We start from the raw sequence: 22705 nt of genomic DNA on the forward strand, positions 1-22705 counted from the left end.
ATCTTTATGTGTGCTGCAGCTGTTGGCGCAGGGCCGCCAGCACAGGTTCGATTTTGGGCTGTACCCGGTGCCAGATGGCGAAGCTGGCGGCTGCCTGGCCCACCAGCATGCCCAGGCCATCGGCCAGCACGCTGGCCCCATGAGCGCGGGCCTGCCGCAGGAAGGGGGTGTCCTGGGCGCCGTACATCATGTCGTAGGCCAGCGCGCCGGGCGCATACAGCGTGTCGGGCAGGTTCAGTGTGCCGCCTCCCAAGCTGCTGGAAGTTGCATTGATGACCACATCCCACTGCCCAGCGATGGCGTCCAGCGCGCCGGCTGAAAGCCGTTCGGCGCGCCGGGGCGCGAGGCTTATGGTCCGCTTGTGCAGTTCGTGCGCGCGTTCCGCGCTGCGGTTGGCGATGTGCAGTTGCGCGCAGCGCGCTTGCAGCAAGGGCAGCAGCACGCCTTTGGCCGCGCCTCCGGCGCCCAGCAGCAGCACTTTCCTGCCCGCCAGCGTGACGCCCAGCCGGCGGATATCGCTTAGCAGCCCGACGCCGTCGGTATTGCAGCCATGCAAGCGGCCGCCGGCCATCCACAGCGTATTGACGGCGCCCGCCAGTTGCGCGCGGTCGCTTAAGTGTTCGGCCGCCAGCGCACACGCGGCTTCCTTGAAGGGCAGCGTCACGTTCAGCCCCCGGCCGCCGCCGGCAAAGAATTGCTCGACCGTGCCGGTGAAGTCGTCCAGGGGAGCCAGGATGCGTTCGTAGTGCAGGGCAATGCCGGTTTGCCGCCCAAACTGCTGGTGGATGAAGGGCGAGCGGCTGTGCTCGATCGGGTTGCCGATGACGGCATAACGGTTTTCTGGGGCGGCGGAAGTCACGGCGTATCGGTATTTAACTGGTTATTGATGAAGTGCCAGGTGCGTGTAATGGCCAATACATCGTTTGTTTTGGCCACGGCCGGCGGTAAAGGCGGAAAAGGCGCGGCCAACTGCACAATGCGTTGCGCGGCCAGGTTCAGGACCGCGTGTTCGGACGGTTGATTCATTTCGACGCGCAGCAATTGGCCGTCGCGCCCGATATAAACCGTTAGCTGCAGTGTGCCATGAATTTTGCCGCGCGCCTCGGCAGGGTAATGCTCGGTCCCGAGCAGCTCGATTTTTTTGCGCCAGGCCTCTACATACTGGGCGTAGTCCGACGCGGCGGTCGATGGGCCCACGAACTGTTGCCGCGGCTGGGCGTTGTAGCGGTCGATCCGCTCCTTCAGGGCGCTGATCTGGGCGTTGAGGATCAGGCTTTCCTGATTGCGATTATCGTCGCCCGGGTCGGTCGACTGCTCGAACAGATCCGGGTTTTTCCGGGCCAGCAGGGCTTTTTGCCGGGATTCCAGCTGCGTGTAAAGCTGCTGTTGTTCGGCCTCGAGCTCTGCCTGGCGCTTGCGCAGGGCTTCCAGAACCTGCTGGTCGGCCGACTCGGCCACGGTACGGGGCAGGGGCGACGCCGCGTAGCCCGCATTGGCCTGGCCGCCGCCGTTGATCTGATTTTGCGCAAGGAGCTGCGGCTTGGCCGGCGCCGATTCCGTTTGAGCATTGACCAGCGTTACTTCGAGGGCGCTGGAGGCAACGGGAGCCAAAGCCCGGGACGAGAAATGAATGGCCAGCACCGCCGCGTGCACGCATAGCGACAGCAAGAGCGCGATGCGCAGATGGTCGCTGCGCGGCTCGGCGGGCGCAGGCAAGAACGCAAGAGGCGCAGGAATGTCAGTCACTTCTTCAAGCCTTGGCAGTTACGCTGCCTTAATTATGCCGCGACCGTGTCCAGGTAGCGACAGTCCAGTTCAAGCGCCAGTTCGTCGAACCCCATGATTTCCAGATTGACGATTTGCCCGCGCTCCAGCTCCGGTAGTGTGGCCACCCTGATAACCAGGGGCGCGCAGGACAAACGCACCAGATCGTCGCGCAGGACGCTGGCTTGCACGTTGCGCAGGCCTTGTTGCTGCAGCCAGCGCAGGCACCAATAGCGTTCCATGGCGTTCTGGAACTCGTTCCAGACGGCGTATTGCGCGTCGAACGCACCGATGATGGCGAACAGATCGGCGTCTTTGGGCTTGAAGGGGGCAACCAGGCGCGCCGACACGCCATGCTCGGCCGCGGCCAGAATTTGCCACTGGTTGACCAGGTCGACGTAGCGGCGCAAAGGCGAGGTGCACCACGCATATTGCGCAACGCCGATGGCCTCGTGCGGCAAGGCCTGGGTGGACATGCGCACGCGGCCCATCTGTTGCGAGCGGTAGATGGCGGGCACGCCATGGTCGGCCAGCAGGCCGCCCCAAAGATTGTTGGTCAGTATCATGTACTCGGCCACCAGCCTGTCCAGAGGCGCGTTGCGGCGCCGCGCGATCAGTTGCACGGGGGTGTCGGGATCGTGCGGCGAGCCTTGCAACGAAAAGGAATAATCGATGCGATTATTGTTCTCGGGCTTGCCGCGCACCAGGTCGCGCTGCGCGCTCAGGCGCTGGGCCAGTTGCCACAAGGGGCGCAGCCAGTGCGCGTAGGGCAGTTCGGCCTGCGGGTCGTTCAGGGCTTCTTCGGTGATGAGGTCGTCGAGCACATCGTGACGCAGGTTTTCACGCACCTGTATGCGTTCCAGCCGCGTTTCGGTCGACACTATCTCGCCCGTGTCCAGCCGCGCGTTAACGTATAGAGACAGTACGGGCCGAGTCTGGCCGGCGTTGAGCGAAAACGCCTCGATCAGCTCATCGGGCAGCATGGGGATTTTCTGCCCCGGGAAATACACCGTCGACATGCGCGCGCGGGCCAGTTTGTCCAGATCGTTGCCGCGTTGCACCGCCAGGCCGGGGGCGGCAATATGGATGCCGACCCGTACGGTCGTGTCGTCGATGTGTTCGACCGACAGGGCGTCGTCGATTTCCGTAGTGCTGCTGTCGTCGACCGAGTAGGCCTCCACTTCGGCCAGGGGAAGGTTGGCGCCGATCTCGGGCAGCTCGACCGGGGCGAAGCCGCATCCTTTGGGGAAATGGGCCGATAGAAACCGGTGCTGGTGCAGGGCCAGTGCGTGGGGCCAGGCGCCCAGCTTGAGCAGCAGCCGCTCGGGGCTGGTATTGAGTTGCGTGACGGCTGCGTCGAAGGCTTTCCACTGCTGCGAATTTTTGTCCGGCCGGGTCAGCAGGGTATTGGCCGCTTCGGCGATCGGCGCGGGCAGCACGCCGCCTATCATCTGGTCGATCCATTCCTGTTGCTGATTGAGCTGCTTTTGCTTTTTCTCGATGGCCGCCAGGGCCGCCGCCAGAATCTCGGGCGGCGCGGGCCGGTAGCATCCCTTGCCGCGCCGGTGAAAGTACGCGGGGGCGCTGCTCAGCGCAAAAATCAGCGCGGCTTTTTCGATGGCGTCGGGTGGGTGGCCAAAATATTCTTCGGCAAACTGGGTGGCTTCGAACTCTTCTTGCGGGGTGCATTCCCACAGAAAGTCGATCTCGAAGGTGGCGGCCAAGGCATGGGCCTGGGCAAGCAGGGCCGCAGGCGCCGGTTGCTCAAATTGGAAGAGCACGGCGGTGGTTTTTATTTTGCTGCGCTTGCCCGATTCGGATTCGACCTGCAGGCTTGCGTCGCTTTGCGAAAAAATCTTTTCAGCCTTGAAATTTCCGCTGTCTTCATACAGAACGTACATAGTGACCTATTTGTGCTTTTGTAGCGGCAGCCCTTGTGGCTGCCATCGTTTTTACTGAAATATTCTAGCCCCGCAGCGTGGCCGCTCAAGGTGGATCGGGCTCTGACGTGCACGGTTCTGGCTGCGCCAGAACTTCCCGCGGGCAGAGCCTGCTTCGGGGCGGCGTGCGAACTCGCGGGGCGAATAGCCCACTGGGCTATTCGCAAGCGTCCCGCTCAAACAGCGCACGCCTTGCATCCCCGAATCAGACCCTGCCCGCGGCGCGCCCGAATCGCCCGCCCCACCTTGAGCGACCACGCCGCTAGACTGGTGAAAATGGCAGCCACGAGGGCTGCCCCTACACTCGCTGCAGGTACGTATTTTGTAGCGGCACCCCTTGTGGGTGCCACCGGTCATCGTAACTACCTTCAGGATGAACCCAGCGCAAAATCCAGCACCTCGGGCAGCCATTGCTCGAAATCGGCCATGCCGTGGTCGCTGCCTTCAATAATATGGCCGCGGCTGCCGGTGTACCAGTCGGCCATTTCGTGCCAGTCCAGCACTTCGTCGCCGGTGGCGGCCAGCAGAAAATAGCGTTGCGGGTGTGCCGGGCGGCCTACGGCCATCTCGGCCAGCTCGTCGACGTAGGCCGGCAGGAAGATAAAGGGTTCGTCTGAATGAAAGAGCGTGTGTTCGCCTACCTGGGTGGCCAGATCGCGCGCGGCATACACCACGGGGTTGAGCAGTACGGCCCGGCATTTCCATTGTTCGGCCAGGCAGGTGGCGTAGTAGCCGCCCAGAGAGGACCCGATCAGGGTCAGGTCGTGGGCTACGTCCAGGCCTTGCTCGGCTTGCGCCTGCTCGATAATGTGGCGCACCTTTGCCAGGCTGCGTTCGGGGCTGGCCGGCAGTTGCGGGCAGACCCATTCGTGCGCCAGGCCGCGGCTTTGCAGGGCCTGCGCGACAAGCTGGGCCTTGAAGGATTTGGGGGAAGAACGGAAACCGTGCAGGTACAGAATCATGGGGCGCCTCGCGCGGGGCCGCTATAAGCGGTCCAGGAGTTTTTGGTGGATGCCGCCGAACCCGCCGTTGCTCATGACCAGGATTGTATCGCCGGCCTGGGCGGCGGCGGCAATGGCGGCGATCATGGTGTCCAGATCGTCGTAAGCCTTGGCTCGTTCGCCCATGGATGCGAAAACCTGCTTCGGGTCCCATCCCAAGGCATGCTTGCCGGCCGTGGCGCCAAAGCAGAATATCAGGTCGGCCGCCTGCAGCGCGGCGGGCAGCCTGGCGGCCATGGTGCCTAGCTTCATGGTGTTGGACCGCGGTTCGAGCACGGCCAGTATCCGTCCCGCACCGACTTGTTTGCGCAAGCCCTGGAGCGTTGTGGCAATGGCCGTGGGATGGTGGGCGAAATCATCATAAACGGCAACCTGCCTGACCGTGCCGCGCAATTCCATGCGGCGTTTGACCCCCGCAAAGGCGGATAACGCCGCCAGGCCTTCCTGGGGGGGTACGCCGACATGCTCGGCCGCGGCCAAGGCGGCCAGGGCGTTCAAGCGGTTATGTTCGCCGCCGAGATTCCAGCCGATGGCGCCCAGGGCCTGCCCGTTGTGAACCACGTCGAAATGGCCGTCGTCGGCGTCGGCCCTGACTACGGCTTGCCATGCCCCGTGGCCGCCGAAACGGACCAGCGGCGTCCAGCAGCCGCGATCCAGCACGCGGTCGATGGCTTCGCTGCCATCGGGGGCAATAATGCGCCCTTGTGCGGGGATGGTGCGCACCAGATGATGGAATTGGGTTTCTATGGCCTGCAGATCGGGGAAGATGTCGGCGTGATCGTATTCCAGGTTGTTCAGAATGGCGGTGCGAGGCCGGTAATGAACGAATTTGGAGCGTTTGTCGAAAAACGCCGTGTCGTATTCGTCGGCTTCGATGACAAACAGCGATTGCCCCGGTTGATAGCGGGCCGACACTTTAAGATCGCGGGCGATGCCGCCGACGAGGAAGTTGGGCTCGCGCCCGGCGTGTTCCAGTATCCATGCCAGCATGGCGCTGGTGGTCGTTTTGCCGTGGGTGCCGGCGACGGCCAGGACATGCTGGCCGCGCAGGATATGCTCGCCCAGCCATTGCGGGCCGGACGTGTACGGCAGGCCCTGGTTCAGTATGGCTTCCATTAACGGATTGCCGCGCGTGACGACGTTGCCGATAATGAACAGGTCGGGCCGCAACTGGGCTTGCTCGGGCCCAAAGCCTTCAATAAGCTTGATGCCTTGTTCTTCAAGCTGTGTGCTCATGGGGGGGTAGACGCCCGCATCGCAGCCGGTGACTGTGTGGCCCGCCGCACGGGCGATCAGCGCCAGGCCGCCCATGAATGTGCCGCAAATGCCTAGAATATGTAGGTGCATAAAACTCTCCAGCGGCCATTGTAAAGGCAGCGCCGCGGGGCTGCTGCCCGCGGTTTGCGCGATGCTATGATTAGCCAACCGGCAATCACCACATAAATGGGATCATCATGAAACGGCGAGCTTTTTTACGCCACGCAATGCTATGGGCGGGTGCTGCCTGTAGCGCTACGCCTTATTGGGCGCTGGCCGACGACTTCGGCTCTGTTGGCCTGTTTGACCGCAGCTTTCCCGATCCCGAGGGCGCGACGCACCCCATGTCGGGGTGGCTCGGCAAGCCCGTGGTGATGAATTTCTGGGCGACGTGGTGTCCGCCTTGTGTAAAAGAAATGCCCGATCTGGACGCTTTGCATAAAAAATACCCGACCGTGCAGTTTCTGGGAATGGGTGTGGATACGGCCAGCAATATCCGCAGTTTTATCCAGAAAACCCGGGTTTCCTATCCTTTGCTGGTGGTGGGCCACGACGGCATACGGCTGATGCGCGATCTGGGCAACCAGGTAGGAGGGCTGCCCTTTACGGTGGTTTTCGACGCCAAAGGGCACGCGATCCATCGCGTTCTGGGCGAAATCAAGCCGGCCGAATTCGAGCCGGTCGTACGAGGCCTGTCGGTCTAGTTGTTCTCTCCGGCCCGGGTATGGCGATTTTGCAAGATTTTGCAAATCATGGGCGTTTAATGGACAAATAGCGGTTTTTAGCGTAAAAAGCGTTCTATCGAATAAAGAGCTAATAGGCTATGACGCAACAAATCCTGGTTTTGCACGGTCCCAACCTCAATTTGCTTGGAACGCGCGAACCCGAGGTCTATGGGCGGCAGACGCTGGGCGACATTAACGCCAATCTGCAGCAAATCGCCGCCCAGGCGGGGGCGGTGTGCAGTGTGTTCCAAAGCAATCATGAAGGCGAGCTGGTCGATCGCATTCAGAAGGCCGGCGGAGACAAAGTCGATTTCATTATTATCAATGCGGCGGCGTACACTCACACCAGCGTCGCCTTGCGAGATGCCCTGGCGGCCGTGGCGATTCCATTTGTCGAAGTGCATTTGTCCAATGTTTATAAGCGCGAATCGTTTCGCCATCATTCCTATTTATCCGATACGGCGCGGGCGGTGGTAGCGGGGTTGGGCGCGTTTGGCTACGAGGCGGCATTGCGCTACGCCCTAAGCAGCTAGGAGCTGTCCGGCGCGGGCGGCCTGTTTTTTTACTTATTCAACGTTTGCTTTCGCAGTTTTATTGCGTGAAGCCATGTCATGGGAAGTTTGTATGGACCTGAGAAAACTGAAAACCCTGATCGACCTGGTGGCCGAATCAGGCATCGCCGAGTTGGAGATTACCGAAGGCGAGGGCAAGGTCAGAATTGTTAAATTTTCGCAAACCTTGCAGCCGGTGCCCATGAGCTATGCGGCGCCCGCCGCGCCTGTGGCGGCCGCTGCGGCTGCCGCAACGGCGGCCCCGGTGCCGGCCGTGCCCGCCGGGCATCAGGTCAAGGCGCCGATGGTGGGGACGTTCTACCGTTCACCCACCCCGGGCGCATCGCCGTTTGTAGAGCTGGGGCAGAGCGTCAAAGAGGGCGAGCCCTTGTGCATTATCGAAGCCATGAAGCTTTTGAACGAGATCGAGGCCGACAAATCGGGCGTGATCACCGAAATCCTGGTTGAAAACGGCGAACCCGTTGAATATGGTCAACCCCTGTTTGTAATTGGCTGAACCGATGTTTGAAAAAATTCTTATTGCCAATCGCGGCGAAATTGCCTTGCGCATACAGCGCGCCTGCCGTGAACTGGGCGTTAAAACAGTGGTGGTGCATTCCGAGGCCGATCGCGACGCGATGTATGTGCACCTGGCCGACGAGTCGGTATGCATAGGCCCGCCGGCTGCCCGGGACAGCTACCTGAACATGCCTGCCCTGATCTCCGCGGCCGAAGTCACCGATGCCGAGGCGATTCATCCGGGCTACGGGTTTTTGGCCGAAAACGCCGATTTTGCCGATCGGGTTGAAAAAAGCGGCTTTGTTTTCATCGGCCCCAGCCCAGCGTCGATACGCCTGATGGGCGACAAGGTCAGCGCCAAGCACGCCATGATCGAGGCCGGCGTACCGGTCGTGCCGGGGTCGGCGGGCGCCTTGCCCGACGATCCGCAGGAAGTTTTGCGCATTGGGCGCGAGGTGGGCTACCCGGTCATTATCAAGGCCTCGGGGGGCGGCGGCGGGCGCGGCATGCGGGTGGTGTACACCGAAGCGGCCTTGCTCAACGCCGTGACGATGACGCGCGCCGAAGCGGGCGCCGCGTTCAACAACCCGGAAGTCTATATGGAGAAGTTCCTCGAGAACCCGCGCCATATCGAAATCCAGGTACTGGCCGATGGCGGGCGTAATTCGATCTGGCTGGGCGAGCGCGATTGTTCCATGCAGCGGCGCCACCAGAAGGTGATCGAGGAAGCGCCGGCGCCAGGCATTCCGCGGCGGCTCATCGAACGGATCGGCGAGCGTTGCGCCGAGGCCTGCCGCAAGATCGGCTATCGCAGCGCCGGGACGTTCGAGTTTCTATTTGAGAATGACGAGTTCTATTTCATTGAAATGAACACCCGGATCCAGGTCGAGCACACCGTAACGGAAATGATTACCGGGGTCGATCTGGTGCAGCAGCAGATCCGGATTGCCGCCGGCGAGAAATTCCTTTTGCGCCAGCGCGATATCCAGATTCGTGGGCATGCCGTCGAGTGCCGCATCAATGCGGAAGATCCGTTCAAGTTCACCCCCAGTCCGGGGCGCATTACCAATTGGCATGTGCCCGGCGGCCCCGGCGTACGCATGGATTCTCATGTGTTCACCGATTATGTCGTGCCGCCCAATTACGACTCGATGATCGCCAAGCTGATCACCTATGGCGATACGCGCGAACAAGCTATTGCACGAATGGAAATTGCCCTGTCGGAAATGGTGGTGGAAGGCATACGCACCAATATCCCCTTGCATCGCGAGTTGATGCAGGATGCGCACTTTCGCGAAGGCGGCACCAGCATCCATTTTCTTGAGCACAAGCTAGCGCAGCGTCCTTAAGCCCTGTGTCACAGCCTTCGGCGCTGCGTGGCCGAGCCGGGGCGCGCCCGGGTTTTTACTGGAATTATTATGCGTGAACTCGTCCTAAGCTGCCGGGAAGACCAGGCCGAGGCGCTGTCGGACGCCTTGCTCGAGGCGGGCGTCCTGTCGGTTTCCGTGGAAGACGCCGATAGCGATACCGATGCCGAGCAGCCCTTGTTTGGCGAGCCGGGCCTGGAACCCGAGATTCAGGCATGGCGGCGCAATCGCGTTGTCGCCCTGTTGCCCGATGGCGCCGATCCGCAGCAAATTCTGGAGCAGGTGGCGGCGGCGTTAAGCGACCCCGTGGCGCCCGGCTGGCTGGTGCGCGAGGTGCCTGATGCCGATTGGGTGCGGCTCACGCAGGCGCAGTTCGGACCGATTAAAATTGGCGAACGCATCTGGATTGTGCCCAGCTGGCATCGGGACGACCCCGGCGTGCCGCCCTCCGGCCCACGGGCCGCCGCGGGCGACGGGCCGATTCATATCGAGCTCGATCCGGGGCTGGCGTTTGGCACGGGCAGTCATCCCACGACGCATCTTTGTCTGGAATGGCTGACCGAGCACGTGCGGGGTGGCGAAACGTTGCTGGATTACGGTTGCGGCTCGGGCATTTTGGCGATTGCCGCCCGGCTGTTGGGGGCGGGCCGCTGCTGGGCGGTCGATATCGACGAGCAGGCGGTGGACTCTACCCGCTACAATGCCCAAGTCAACCAGGTTGTGCTGGAGGCCATGCTGCCCGATGCGCTGGCCGCCGGGCAGACTGAGCTGGTGGTGGCGAATATATTGTCCAACCCTTTGAAGGTGCTGGCGCCCATGTTGTCCAATCGGGTGGCGCCGGGCGGCCGGCTGGCCCTGTCGGGTGTTCTGGAGAGGCAGGCCGATGAGGTGGCCCAGGCCTATGCGCCGTGGTTGGCCCTGCGCGTATGGCGTGCGCGCGACGGGTGGGTGTGTTTGCACGGACGCCGCAATTAACGAATGATTTCCGTTTATGGATTTAAATACGCAATGCCCTCGATGTGGCACAGTATTCGCAGCTAGCCTCGAGCAGTTGCAACTGCGCAAAGGCTATATCCGCTGCACCCATTGTGCGTATATTTTCGATGGCTTCGAATCCGCCGTGGCAGGCGATGCGCCAGTTGCCGAGGCGCCACCCGCCGCGCCGGCTGCTCCGTTTACATCGGGCGTCAGGCCCAGCGTCGTGCGCCAGCGTTCGGCCTCCGACCCTCGCGGCACTGCCCCAGCCGCCTATGTGCCGGTTGAGCCCGAGGGCGCGCGCCCGCCCGCAACACCCGCCTTTACGATCTCGTCGGCACGCTCTGCGCCGCGCAGCACGCGCACCGAACCCGTTGTGGAGATGCCCGAGCCCGCGGGCGCCGCGCAGGATTCGCGGCCGGAATCGTTTTATATCGATGGTCCTGCCAGCCCTCCCGAATCGTCCGCCATTTATGTCGACCCGATTGCCGGTGGAGAGCGCGCCTCGCCTCGTTTGCCGGAATTTCTGGATAGCCGTTACGAGCGCCGCGCGGGCTTTGCCCGGGTGTTTTGGGGTGCCTTGCTGGTGATTGGCTTGGCGCTTTTGGCCGCGCAACTGGTTTATGTCTACAGGGCGCAAATTGCCGCCCAGGCGCCCGTTTTCCGCCCGATCCTCACCGAGGCGTGCGTGCCGCTTAAATGCGATGTGCCTTATCCGCGGCACATTCTGCGTATTGCCATCATGAATTCGTCGTTGCGCACCGTGACCAATGGCGCCAATGCCAACCCGGATGTCAGCCAGATGATGCTGCAGGTCACTTTGCGCAATACGTACGACAAGCCCCAGGAGTGGCCCACCCTGACGCTGGATTTGATGAATTTTTCGGGTGTGCTCGTGGCGAAAAAAAATATCCCCCCGCAAGACTACCTGACGCCCGAAGCCTTGAAAGGGCCGTTTGCCGCGGGCAGTGAAATTGTGGTGGCTGTGCCGGTAAGCGTGACCGGATTCAAGATTAATGGTTTTCAACTAGGTAAGTTTTTTCCTTAAAGGATTGGAATGTCTGCAACGGTATTAGTGTGTGGTTCGGTTGCCTTCGATACGATTGCCGTGTTCGAAGGGCGTTTTAAAGAGCATATTCTGGCCGATAGCATACAGTCGCTGAGCGTCTCTTTCTTCGTTCCGTCCATGCGCAAGGAATATGGTGGTTGCGCCGGGAATATCGCTTACAACCTGAACCTGCTGGGAGGCCATCCGGTGCCGGTGGGCACCGTGGGCGGCGATGCGCTCGATTACCTGGCCCATATGAAAACCCTGGGCATAGACACGAGCCGGATCCGCGTCATTGCCGACATGTTTACGCCGCAGTGTTTCATTACGACCGATCTGGATAATAATCAGATCGCGTCGTTTCACCCCGGCGCCATGACGCGTTCGGCCGAGAACGATCTGACCGGCGTGCCCGCTGCCTGGGGCATTGTGGCGCCCGATGCCAAAGAGGGGATGTTTGCGCACGCCCGGCGTTTGCATGCCGGCGGCATTCCGTTTGTTTTCGATCTGGGCCAGGCCATGCCCTTGTTTTCCGGCGATGATATCAACGAGATGCTCACTCTGGCGCGGATTCTCACGGCCAACGATTACGAGGCTGGTATTGTCGAGCAACGGACCGGGCGCAGCATGCAAGAGATTGCGCAGTCCCTGCAGGCTGTTGTCGTCACGCGTGGCGCCCAGGGCGCCACTTTGTACACCCAGGGCCGTAAAACGACGATTGAACCCGTCAAGGTCGAAACCATTGTCGACCCCACCGGCTGCGGCGACGCGCATCGCGCGGGCCTGCTGTTCGGTTTGACGCAAGAGTGGGATCTGGTCGACGCCTGCCGTCTGGCCAATGTGATGGGTGCGTTCAAGATTGGATCGCGCGGGCCGCAAAACCATCGTCCCAGCCGCAGCGAAATCAGCGGCTCTCTGAAACAACATTATGGCTTGACTCTGCTGGATCAAGCCGTGTAACGTCCCTGTATTGCTCTGTTACGCAATCCGTCCATCGCTGGTTGGGTGAAAAACAAAGCTTTGGTTTTGGATTGTTTCAGGGATCTTTGCGCAGGGCTGTTTCTTGCCTCGAGGTTTGGTTATTGTTCACAGCGCTTCGGGCACCGGAGCAATGCCGCCCGTCGATGGCGGCTTCCAGGGAGTTTGTTTCATGAATTCAATTTATTCCTCGTCGCTTCGTGTGCGCAGCTATCGCCTGATGTGTGCGGCGGCTCTTGCAGGGTCGCTCGCGCTGCTGTCGGGTTGCGCCAACGATAGTGCGTCCAGCTCGGTCTATAGCTACGGCCAGGCCCAGCGTGAACAGATCGTGCGCAACGGCACGGTGGAATCGATACGCCCCGTCACCATCCAGCAGGGGAACTCGGGGGTAGGGATGGTGGCCGGCGGCGTGTTGGGTAGCGTAGCGGGTAGCGCCATTGGCGGCGGAGGCCGACGCTGGGGCGGAGGCTGGGGTGGAGGCAGTGCGCTGGGCGCTGTAGGCGGGGCCTTGGTAGGCGGCCTGATCGGCAACGCGATTGAGAATCAGACGGGTAAAACGCAGGGGCTTGAAATTACGGTGCGCTTGGATAACGGCGAAACCCGAGTTGTCGCTCAAGGTGCCGATACGTACCTGGCACCCGGCCAGCGCGTGCGCATGATCAGCGGCAACGGGCCTACGCGTGTCGTGCCTATGCAATAGGTAGTGCCACCCCTTGTGGGTGGCATTCGCTGCACGTGGCATTTTTTCGTATTAACCCTATCCGCTAAAACCTTCTAGCCCCGCGGCGTGGGCAATTAAGGTGGAGCGGGCTCTGACGTGCACGGTCATGGCTGCGCCATGACTTCCTGCGCGCAGAACCGGCTTCGGGGCGGCGTGCGAACTCGCGGGGCGAATAGCCCACTGGGCTATTCGCAAGCGTCCCGCTCAAACAGCGCACGCCTTGGATCCCCGAAGCCGGCCCTGCACGCAGCGTGCCCGAATCGCCCGCTCCACCTTAATTGCCCACGCCGCTCGCACCATTGAAAATGGCAGCCACAAGGGCTGCCATTGCATGATTCGCGGGTATGTTTTGTAGCGGCACCCCTTTTGTAGCGGCACCCCTTGTGGGTGCCATTTGGCGATCAGGCCTTATCGCGCCTAAACACCAAACACGTGCCTAAACACCAAACAAAGAAAAGGCCAGGTGCTCCAGCACCATCATGCCGACTTGCGCCAGGACCAGCAGGACGAGCGGCGAGAAATCTATTCCCCCCAGATTAGGCATCGCGCGGCGGATCGGATCGAGCAAGGGAGCAGTTAGCGTGTGCAGCACGGGCATGACGGGCGCGAGCGGATTCACCCACGACAGAATGGCTTGTATCAACGTAAGCCACAGTACCAGATTCAAGGCCCATTTAAGCATCGTAACCAGGCTGGCCAGCAGGGCGGGCAGCAGGCTGGCGGGTGGCGGCAAACCGCCTGTCAGTGCAACCCAGGTCAGCAGCAACAACAGAAATGCCGTTAGCCAGCACGCGAGCAGGCTGGGCCAGTCGAAGCGGCCGCCGGGGCTGACGACTTTGCGAATCGGAACCACCAGCCAATCGGTCAGTCGCAGCACAGCCTGCGAATAGGGATTGAAGGGATGAAGCCGTATGGCGTACATCCAGGCGCGGATGACCAGCGCGATGCCGAACAGGCTGAATGCGATGTTGATAATGAAGTGCAGGCTGTCGCTGAACATGGTGGACTTGCCCCGTATTTTTCGAAGCCACATTGTCGCATGACTCAAAACCTTGCGGGCATAAAAAAACTGCCCGATGAATCATCGGGCAGTTTAGGTGGCCGGGGCTGCGTTACGGCTTGTGTTGCAGGCCTCCGGCCTTTTTTCAGCTCGAAGCTGTCTGTGTCGTTTGACTTACGGGCGGGTGCCCGTAGGGAACGGCCAAGCAGCAACAGGATTGACAGCTTTTTTAACAGCGGGGGCAGCAGTGGTTGCTTTGCTGGCCTTGGCAGCCGCTTTTACGCTAGGCTTTTTTGCGGCAGCCTTTTTGGCCGGCGCTTTTTTGGCAGCGGCTTTTTTGGCGGCTGGCTTTTTAGCGGCGGCTTTCTTAGCAGCAGGCTTTTTGGCGGCGGCTTTTTTAGCCGGAGCTTTTTTAGCAGCTGCTTTCTTGGCGGCCGGTTTCTTGGCTACTTTTTTAGCAGCGGCTTTTTTGGCCGGAGCTTTTTTAGCAGCGGCTTTCTTGGCCGGTGCTTTTTTGGCGGCTACTTTCTTGACGGCTACTTTTTTAGCGGGAGCTTTTTTAGCAGCTGCTTTTTTGACAGCTGCTTTCTTCGCGGGTGCTGCTTTTTTAGCGGCCGGTTTTTTTGCGGCCTTTTTGGCTGTTGCCATAATAAAACTCCTTGAGTTCGTGTTGTTTAGAACATCCACCCATTTGATATGGCCCCCACAAAAAGGGTGCGACCCATCTCAAATGGCGCAAGCGTACGAAGCACTTTGTACTTCGTACGCCTAGAGTCTAACGTAAGCAGTCACTCAACTCCAAGCATTATTCCCAGCTTAATGCTCCGCCGGTCTGATATTCGATCACTCGGGTCTCGAAAAAATTGCGTTCTTTCTTCAGATCGATCATCTCGGCCATCCATGGAAATGGATTTTCTTCTTGCGCAAAGAGCGGTTCAAGACCGATTTGCTGGCATCGGCGATTGGCGATAAATCGCAAATATGATTTGAACATCGACGCGTTCAAACCAAGCACGCCGCGCGGCATGGTGTCCTCAGCGTAAGCATATTCAAGGTCTACAGCCCGACTGAACAAATTGCGGATCTCTTCGCGGAACTCGTTTGTCCACAAATGCGGGTTCTCGTGTTTGATCGTATTGATCAGATCGATGCCGAAATTGCAGTGCATGGATTCGTCGCGCAAAATGTACATGTACTGCTCGGCGGCGCCCGTCATTTTATTTTGGCGGCCCAATGCAAGTATTTGCGTAAAACCAACATAAAAGAACAAACCTTCCATCAGGCACGCAAAAACAATGAGCGATTTAAGCAGTGTTTGGTCGGCTTCGGGTGTGCCGGTTTTGAAATTTGGATCGGCAATGGCGTTGATAAAGGGGATCAGAAATTCGTCTTTGGCGCGGATCGAAGGGATCTCGTTGTAGGCGTTGAAAATTTCCGATTCGTCCAGATCCAGGCTTTCGACGATGTATTGATAAGCGTGTGTGTGGATCGCTTCTTCGAAGGCCTGGCGCAGTAAAAATTGCCGGCACTCGGGGGCGGTGATGTGCCGGTAAGTGCCCAGCACAATATTGTTGGCGGCCAGCGAATCGGCGGTGACGAAGAAACCCAGGTTGCGTTTGACGATGCGGCGCTCGTCTTCGGTGAGGCCGTTGGGGTTTTTCCAAAGGGAGATGTCGCGCGACATATTGATTTCGGACGGCATCCAGTGGTTGGCGCAGGTCGCCAGGTATTTATCCCAGGCCCATTTGTATTTGAAGGGGACCAGTTGATTGACGTCGGTCTTGCCGTTGATGATGCGCTTGTCGGCCGCGCGCACGCGCCCGGCGCTGTCGCCCGGTTTGGCGGCGGCAGCCGGCGTTGGGATGGCCGTGTCGACGCTGCCTGTGGCGGGCGCCGCGCGGTGAGTGGAGGGGGCGGCAGGCGCTGCCCCCGTGGCGGGTGCCGCGGAGGGTACAGAAGATTCTTCCCAGTTCAACATAATGGTGTTCCTATTCGTTTATTGGCAGACTTCGCATTCTTCGAAGCCTGCGTCGCCCGGACGCATGGTGCATGCGGCACCCACGACCTCGGCTTGGGGTAGCCCGCCAGCCTGACTGGACTGTTGCGCGCCGCCGCTGGATACGGCGTTGAGTTCGCCGCCGCGTCCGGTGGATTTCTCGGCATTGGTGGCGCTGCTCGAGCGCAGGTAGTAGGTGGTTTTAAGGCCGCGTACCCAGGCAAGCTTGTAGGTATCGTCGAGCTTCTTGCCCGACACGCCATTCATGAAGATGTTGAGCGATTGGGACTGGTCGATCCATTTTTGGCGACGCGCGGCGCATTCAATGATCCAGCTTGGGTGGATTTCAAATGCGGTGGCATAGAGTTCGCGCACGTCGCCCGGGATGCGGTCGATGCGCGCCAGGCTGCCGTCGAAGTATTTCAGGTCGGCGACCATGACTTCGTCCCACAGCTTGCGTTCTTTCAGGTCGCGTACCAGGTAGTCGTTGACGACGGTGAATTCGCCCGACAGGTTGGACTTGACATACAGGTTGCGGTAGTTGGGTTCGATGCAAGGCGATACGCCGATGATATTGGCGATGGTGGCCGTGGGGGCAATGGCCACGCAGTTCGAGTTGCGCATGCCGTATTGGTGGATGTGGCCGCGCAGCGACTCCCAGTCCAGCGTGCTGCTGTCGTCGATTTCGACGTAGCCGCCGCGCTCTTCGCGCAGCATTGCCAGGGTGTCTTGCGGGAAAATGCCGCGATCCCACAGCGAGCCCTTGAAGCTGGAATAGTGACCGCGTTCGGCCGCCAGCTTGCTGGAAGCCCAGTAAGCGTAATAGCAGACGGCCTCGGTTGAGCGGTCGGAGAATTCCACCGCGCCGTCGGAGGCGAAGGGCACGCGCATCAGATGCAGGCAATCCTGGAAGCCCATGATGCCCAGGCCGACCGGGCGATGGCGGACATTGGAATTGCGCGCCTTGGGTACGGCGTAGTAGTTGATGTCGATCACGTTATCGAGCATGCGCATGGCGATGTTGATGGTGCGCTGGAGCTTGTCGTGGTCGAGCGAGAACTGGCCGTTGGCATCTTGCTTAAGATGAGCCGCCAGGTTGACTGAACCCAGGTTGCACACCGCCACTTCGGTGTCGCTGGTGTTGAGCGTGATTTCGGTGCACAGGTTGGAGCTGTGCACGACGCCCACGTGCTGCTGAGGCGAGCGGATGTTGCAAGGATCTTTGAAGGTGATCCAGGGGTGGCCGGTTTCGAACAGCATCGACAGCATCTTGCGCCAGAGCGCCATGGCCGGAAGTTTTTTGTACAGCGGCAGTTCGCCGCGTTCAACCTTTGCTTCGTAGCCGATATAGGCTTCTTCGAAGGCGCGGCCGTATTTATCGTGCAGATCGGGCGTGTCGGAGGGCGAGAACAGGGTCCAGTCGCCGTTTTCCATGACGCGCTTCATGAACAGGTCGGGTACCCAATTGGCCGTATTCATGTCGTGGGTGCGGCGCCGTTCGTCGCCGGTGTTCTTGCGCAGCTCGAGGAACTCTTCGATGTCGAGGTGCCAGGTTTCCAGGTAGGTGCAGACGGCTCCTTTGCGCTTGCCGCCCTGGTTGACGGCAACGGCTGTGTCGTTGACGACTTTCAGGAAGGGCACGACGCCCTGGCTTTCGCCGTTGGTGCCTTTGATATGGCTGCGCAGCGCCCGCACCGGCGTCCAGTCGTTGCCCAGGCCGCCGGCGTATTTCGCCAGCAAGGCGTTTTCTTTGATGGCGTCGTAGATGCCGACCAGATCGTCGGACACGGTGGTGAGGTAGCACGACGACAGTTGCGAGTGCAGGGTGCCGGAATTGAACAGCGTTGGGGTGGAGCTCATGAAGTCGAACGAGGACAGGACCTCGTAGAATTCGATGGCCCGATCTTCGCGATTGATTTCGTTAAGCGCCAGGCCCATGGCCACGCGCATGAAGAATATCTGGGGCAGCTCGATGCGGCGACCGCGTACATGCAGGAAGTAGCGGTCGTAAAGCGTTTGCAGACCCAGGTAATTGAATTGCTGGTCGCGCTCGGCTTTCAGCGCGCGGCCCAGTTGAGGCAGGTCGAATTGGCCCAGCTTGCTGTCGAGCAGGCCGTTTTCGATACCTGTTTTGATGAATTCGGGAAGATATTCGGCATAGCGGGTGGCCATGTCGGCTTGCGAGGCTTCTTCGCCCAGCACTTCCTTGCGGATGGTATGCAGGAGCAGGCCGGCGGTGACTTGGCTGTAGGCCGGGTCGGTTTCGACCAGCGCGCGCGCCGAGAGGATGGCGGATTTGTAGACTTCGTCGACGGGAATGCCGTCGTAAAGATTCTTGACCGTTTCTTTAAGGATGGCGTCGGTGTCGATCAGGTGGGACAGGTTGCGGCCGGCTTCGGCGATGGTTTCGCGCAGCTTTGCCAGATCGAGTGGGCGTTTTACGCCGTTGTCGGTGACGTTCAGGGTGCTGGGTTCGGACGGGGCCTGGGCTTGGCCGGCCCGGCTGCGTTCCTGTGAACGTTTTTCGCGGTACAGCACGTAGCTGCGGGCGACGTCGTGTTCGCCTGAACGCATGAGCGCCAGTTCGACCTGGTCCTGGATTTCTTCTATATGGAAGGTGCCGCCGCTGGGGCGGTTGCGCACCAGTGCGCCCACGACCTGCGCTGTGAGGCTTTCGACCAGTTCGCGCACGCGTGCGGACGCGGCGCCCTGGCCGCCGTTGACCGCCAGGAAGGCTTTGGTCATCGCGATGGCGATTTTTCCGGGTTCGAAGCCGACGACCGCGCCGTTGCGGCGGATGATATGGAAGCCATGCCATTGACTGGTGCTGGAGGCATCTGACGCGGCTTGGGTCGGGGCGGCGGTGTGGGTAGCGTCGGGCCGTTGCTCGGTAGTTTGTGTAGTCTGCATGAATGCTCCTGAGAAAAGGCGGCATGCCCTGCGCGGCATGCCCGGGATTTTGTTTTCTAAGTTGTTTTGGGTGACGTTAGCGGTATAAAAAGGACCGCTTTAGTAGTTTTTCAGGAAAGTAAGCGTTTTTATCAAAAACCACTATATATTGTGGTTGACTCGCTTGTCTAGCACTAATTGTAGTGATTGATTTGGCACTAGGCAAGCGAAAACAGGGCTTGATTTAATTTAAATTATGGTACCCGAAAAAGGTGTGGCCGGGGTGGGTGGCGGCACCTGCCCTGTTCTGTAGCGGCAGCCCTTGTGGCTGCCATAATCGTTGAGAACCGTCGCTATATTTTTAGAACGCCGATGGCAGCCACAAGGGCTGCCGCTACAAAACGTATCTGTCGCTAATGTGCCGGCATCCCTCGTGGCTGCCCCAGGCGCTCTTGCAGAACTTTGAACTTGGCCTGGTATTGTTCGACGTTGGCCATTTTGATGTGGCCGTAGCCGCGCACCATTTGCGGCAATTCGGCCAGCGCCAGCAGTGTTGCGAAATTTCCTTCGTCAAGTTTCTCGAGTGCGCCTAGAATTGCCTGGCGATAGTCGTCGATCAGTCGACGCTCCATCTTGCGCTCCGCGCTGTATCCAAAAACGTCCAGCCAGGAGCCGCGCAGGGTTTTGCAGCGTGCCAAAACGGCGAGTACCTTTTCTGTGCCCTGTCCCAGGCTTATCTTGCGCGGAATGCCGGTGGCCGGGTCGCGGCGCGCCAGCAACGGGGGCGCCATGTGGAATTGCAGCGTAAAGTCGCCTTCGAATTGTTCGCTTAGTTCGCGGCGGAATTCGCCGTTGGTAAAGAGGCGCGCGACCTCGTACTCGTCTTTGTAGGCCATCAGTTTGTGCAGGGCCTGCGCCACTTTGGCGGCCAGCACCGGCTTTGCATTGGGCCTGCAGCGCTGTTCGGCGGCGAGCACGGCATCGACGACGTCGGTATAGCGCTTGGCGTAGGCCGCGTTCTGGTAGGCGTCGAGGTCGGCCCGGCAGCGTTCGACGATTTTAGCGAGCGGTTCGGGGAAATGAACCACCACCGCGTGGGCTTCGGGCCGGGCCAGTTGCGCGAGTGCTTCGGGTTTGTGGGCGAGCATGCGCCCGGCTTTGAAAGCCGCCTGGTTGGCCTGTACCGCGACGCCGTTCAACACAAGCGCCTGGTCGATGGCCGCCGCGCCAACGGGGATTGCGCCGCTTTGCCAGGCAAATCCCAACATCATCATATTGGCCATGATGCTGTCGCCGAACAGCCGGGTTGCCAGGTCGTGGGCGTTGATCATTTGGGTCGTTGAATCGCCCGCCGCCGCGCGGATGGTTTTTATGAGGCGCTCCGGGCTGAGGTCGACGTCCGGGTCGCGCGTGAGTTCGGCGGTAGGCGCCAGGTACGTATTGAGCACCGTCAGCGTGTGCTGGCGTTTCAGCGCGGCGAGTGTTTTTGGATTCGATGCGGCCACAGCGTCGCAGAAAATCGCCACGTCGGCTTGTTGCGCGTCGATGCGCACTGCGCCCGTGGATTGTGCGTTGTTGGATAGACGTATGTGGCTGATGACGGCGCCGCCTTTTTGCGCCAGTCCGGTGATGTCCAGTATTGACGCGGCCCGGCCTTCCAGGTGCGCCGCCATGGAGAGAATCGCGCCGACGGTGACGATGCCGGTTCCACCGATGCCGACCGCGATAATGTTGCAGGCGTCCGAACAGGTTTTGAACGCGGGCTCGGGCAGGTCGCCGTCCAGCCCCTTCCAGGGGTCTCGGTCCGGTGTCTCGCGGGTTCCTTTACGCGGCGTGCCCCCCAGGACGGATACGAAACTTGGGCAGAATCCGTCTACGCAGGAGTAGTCCTTGTTGCAGCTGGATTGATCGATGGCGCGTTTGCGGCCAAAGGGTGTTTCGACGGGCGTCAGAGACAGGCAGTTCGATTGCGTACCGCAGTCGCCGCAGCCTTCGCACACGGCGGTATTGATGAACAGCCGCCGCGCCGGGTCGGGAAAGGTTTTCTTTTTGCGGCGCCGGCGTTTTTCGGCCGCGCATACCTGGTCGTGGATCAGGACGGTCACGCCTGCGACCTCGCGCAGTTCGCGCTGCAGCCGGTCCAGGTCGTGGCGATGGTGGACAGCCACGCCGGCCGCGAGCGCCACGCCGCGATATTTCTCGGGCTCGTCGGTGGTGATCACGACGCGTTTCGCGCCTTCGCCGAGCATTTGCTGGCAGATTTGCGGGACGCTGATCGATCCGTCCACAGGCTGGCCGCCGGTCATGGCCACGGCGTCGTTAAACAATATCTTGTAAGTGATATTGACGTCGGCGGCGATAGCCTGACGAATAGCCAGATAGCCGGAATGGAAGTACGTGCCTTCGCCCATATTTTGAAAGACGTGCGGCGTGCGTGTGTAGTGCGACAGGCCGATCCAGTCGGCGCCTTCGCCTCCCATTTGTGTCAGGCCGCTGGTGTTCCGGTCCATCCACGTGGCCATGTAATGGCAGCCCACGCCCGCCATCGCCTGGCTGCCTTCGGGGACTTTGGTCGAGGTATTGTGGGGGCAGCCCGAACAGAAATACGGGCGGCGCGTGAGTCCGCTGGGTTCGGTCGCGGCCAGGGAGGGCCATTCGCATTCGGGGCTTGGCAGCTCGATATGCGCGGTTTGCGCCAGCCAGCGCCGCAGCGCGCCGGCGACAAGCGCCGGGCGCAGTTGTCCGGCTGCGGGCACCAGCACTTCGTTTTCGAGATCGCGTTTGCCGGCTACGGTGGCACGATCGGGTTGGTTGAATAACAGATCCTTGATCTGGCTTTCGATGACAGGCGCCTTTTCTTCGATCACCAATATGTGTTTCAGACCCTGGGCGAAAGCGCGCAAGCCGGCTTCGTCGATGGGCCAGCTCAGGCCAATTTTGTAGTGGCGCAATGCCGGCAGCGCCTTGTCGGGATGCGCGTCGCGCAAATTTTTTAGGGCATCCAGCGTGTCCAGATGTGCCTTGCCGCTGGTGATTAGGCCTAAGGTGGCGGTGGGCGCCGGGTCGATCAGACGGTCCAGACTGTGCCGGCGAGAGAACGCTTTGGCGGCCTGCAAGCGATCGGCCATGCGGTTTTCGATGGCCGGTGTGAGAAATTCTTTGGCGCTGTATTCGAGACCTGCATCGTTGATGGAGCCTTGATCCGCAGAGAAACCGGGCACCGGCTGAAGCTCGAAGGAGCGTCCGCTTTCCACGGTTTCGGTGCTTACCTTGAAGGCTACCCAGGCGCCGGAATAGCGCGAAAGCGCCCAGCCCCACCGACCAAAATATTCGTATTCTTCGACCGAAGCGGGGTGCACGATGGGGATGCCTAAGGCCAGCAATGACGTTTCACTCGCGTGCGGAATGGACGATGAGGCGGCCGTGTGGTCGTCGCCCACGATCAATAAAACGCCGCCGTGGCGGGAGGCGCCGGCGGCATTGCCGTGGTGGAGGGCGTCCCCGGCGCGATCCACGCCCGGGCCCTTGCCGTACCACATGGCAAATACGCCATCCACGGTGCGGTCGTCGCGTACGCCCGCTTGCTGCGTGCCCATGACAATCGTGGCGCCCAGGTCTTCGTTGATGGCGGGCAGGAAGGTGATCTGGTTTTCATCCAGCATGGCTTGGGCGCGCCACATGGCAATATCCACGCCGGCCAGCGGCGAGCCTCGGTAGCCGGTCACGAATCCGGCAGTATTCAGCCCTTGTTCCCGATCGGCCCGGCGTTGAGCCAGAACCAGGCGCACCAGCGCCTGCGTGCCGGTCAGAAAAACCCGCCCTTCGGTCCGGGTGAAATTATCGCTGAGCTGGTATTCGTAGCGGCACCCCTTGTGGGTGCCATCATCAGGCGTAGGGGTTGACATGGAAAACTCCTTCAATCACATCATGATAGAGTTTCAAACATGCCGTTTTATTGCTTATTCGTAGCGTAA

18 protein-coding genes are annotated in these 22705 nt (G+C 60.5%); 8 read left to right on the forward strand and 10 right to left on the reverse strand.

Going from position 1 to position 22705, the window contains the following annotated elements; genetic code table 11:
- Positions 1-4: 4 nt before the first annotated feature.
- The 5 genes from aroE to mpl form a co-directional block, all read right to left on the reverse strand.
- Positions 5-859, reverse strand: coding sequence for a shikimate dehydrogenase (gene aroE, locus EDC26_RS08185; RefSeq protein ID WP_132581354.1), 855 nt, complete (start codon positions 857-859; stop codon positions 5-7).
- Complete coding sequence (locus tag EDC26_RS08190; RefSeq protein WP_425012455.1) at positions 856-1737, reverse strand: energy transducer TonB; 882 nt, start codon at positions 1735-1737, stop codon at positions 856-858. Before EDC26_RS08190 ends, aroE begins: the two co-directional genes overlap by 4 nt.
- 41 nt (positions 1738-1778) lie before the next feature.
- On the reverse strand, positions 1779-3665 hold the full coding sequence (locus tag EDC26_RS08195; RefSeq protein ID WP_132581358.1) for a ribonuclease catalytic domain-containing protein: 1887 nt from the start codon (positions 3663-3665) through the stop codon (positions 1779-1781).
- Between the two features lie 407 nt (positions 3666-4072).
- A complete protein-coding gene (locus tag EDC26_RS08200) occupies positions 4073-4666 on the reverse strand; it encodes a YqiA/YcfP family alpha/beta fold hydrolase (protein WP_132581360.1) in 594 nt (197 codons plus the stop codon).
- Positions 4667-4687: 21 nt separating this feature from the next.
- Positions 4688-6052, reverse strand: coding sequence for a UDP-N-acetylmuramate:L-alanyl-gamma-D-glutamyl-meso-diaminopimelate ligase (gene mpl / locus EDC26_RS08205; protein WP_132581362.1), 1365 nt, complete (start codon positions 6050-6052; stop codon positions 4688-4690).
- A gap of 107 nt (positions 6053-6159) precedes the next feature.
- Between mpl and EDC26_RS08210 the strand changes: the two genes are divergently transcribed.
- The 8 genes from EDC26_RS08210 to EDC26_RS08245 all read left to right on the forward strand — a co-directional run bounded on the left by EDC26_RS08210 (position 6160) and on the right by EDC26_RS08245 (position 12825).
- The gene (locus EDC26_RS08210) at positions 6160-6666 is read left to right on the forward strand and encodes a TlpA family protein disulfide reductase (protein ID WP_132581364.1); all 507 of its coding nucleotides are present in this window, start codon (positions 6160-6162) and stop codon (positions 6664-6666) included.
- 119 nt (positions 6667-6785) lie between these two features.
- Positions 6786-7220, forward strand: a complete 435-nt coding sequence (gene aroQ / locus EDC26_RS08215; RefSeq protein ID WP_132581366.1) for a type II 3-dehydroquinate dehydratase — start codon at positions 6786-6788, stop codon at positions 7218-7220.
- Positions 7221-7311: 91 nt separating this feature from the next.
- The gene (gene accB, locus EDC26_RS08220; protein ID WP_132581368.1) at positions 7312-7755 is read left to right on the forward strand and encodes an acetyl-CoA carboxylase biotin carboxyl carrier protein; all 444 of its coding nucleotides are present in this window, start codon (positions 7312-7314) and stop codon (positions 7753-7755) included.
- Between the two features lie 4 nt (positions 7756-7759).
- Positions 7760-9106, forward strand: a complete 1347-nt coding sequence (gene accC / locus EDC26_RS08225; protein WP_132581370.1) for an acetyl-CoA carboxylase biotin carboxylase subunit — start codon at positions 7760-7762, stop codon at positions 9104-9106.
- 69 nt (positions 9107-9175) lie between these two features.
- A complete protein-coding gene (gene prmA / locus EDC26_RS08230; protein WP_132581372.1) occupies positions 9176-10099 on the forward strand; it encodes a 50S ribosomal protein L11 methyltransferase in 924 nt (307 codons plus the stop codon).
- Between the two features lie 16 nt (positions 10100-10115).
- Positions 10116-11147 carry a zinc-ribbon and DUF3426 domain-containing protein gene (locus EDC26_RS08235; protein WP_132581459.1) on the forward strand — a complete coding sequence of 344 codons (1032 nt, stop codon included), beginning with the start codon at positions 10116-10118 and terminating at the stop codon, positions 11145-11147.
- A gap of 9 nt (positions 11148-11156) precedes the next feature.
- Entirely contained in the window at positions 11157-12107 is a 951-nt protein-coding gene (locus EDC26_RS08240; RefSeq protein ID WP_132581374.1) for a carbohydrate kinase family protein, read from the forward strand.
- Between the two features lie 190 nt (positions 12108-12297).
- Positions 12298-12825: an outer membrane lipoprotein gene (locus EDC26_RS08245; protein ID WP_132581376.1), complete on the forward strand. Its 528-nt coding sequence runs from the start codon at positions 12298-12300 to the stop codon at positions 12823-12825.
- A gap of 457 nt (positions 12826-13282) precedes the next feature.
- Here the strand turns inward: EDC26_RS08245 and EDC26_RS08250 are convergent, their stop codons facing one another.
- From EDC26_RS08250 to EDC26_RS08270, 5 genes are all read right to left on the reverse strand, one after another.
- Entirely contained in the window at positions 13283-13846 is a 564-nt protein-coding gene (locus EDC26_RS08250) for a YggT family protein (RefSeq protein WP_132581378.1), read from the reverse strand.
- 174 nt (positions 13847-14020) lie between these two features.
- Positions 14021-14494, reverse strand: coding sequence for a histone H1-like DNA-binding protein (locus EDC26_RS08255; RefSeq protein ID WP_132581380.1), 474 nt, complete (start codon positions 14492-14494; stop codon positions 14021-14023).
- Positions 14495-14651: 157 nt separating this feature from the next.
- Complete coding sequence (locus EDC26_RS08260; protein WP_132581382.1) at positions 14652-15824, reverse strand: ribonucleotide-diphosphate reductase subunit beta; 1173 nt, start codon at positions 15822-15824, stop codon at positions 14652-14654.
- 18 nt (positions 15825-15842) lie between these two features.
- Positions 15843-18752: a ribonucleoside-diphosphate reductase subunit alpha gene (locus EDC26_RS08265; protein ID WP_132581384.1), complete on the reverse strand. Its 2910-nt coding sequence runs from the start codon at positions 18750-18752 to the stop codon at positions 15843-15845.
- Between the two features lie 392 nt (positions 18753-19144).
- Positions 19145-22636, reverse strand: a complete 3492-nt coding sequence (locus tag EDC26_RS08270; RefSeq protein ID WP_132581386.1) for an indolepyruvate ferredoxin oxidoreductase family protein — start codon at positions 22634-22636, stop codon at positions 19145-19147.
- Positions 22637-22705 lie beyond the last annotated feature (69 nt).

It is taken from the genome of Paralcaligenes ureilyticus (assembly GCF_004346225.1).
Taxonomy (GTDB): Bacteria; Pseudomonadota; Gammaproteobacteria; order Burkholderiales; family Burkholderiaceae_B; genus Paralcaligenes; species Paralcaligenes ureilyticus.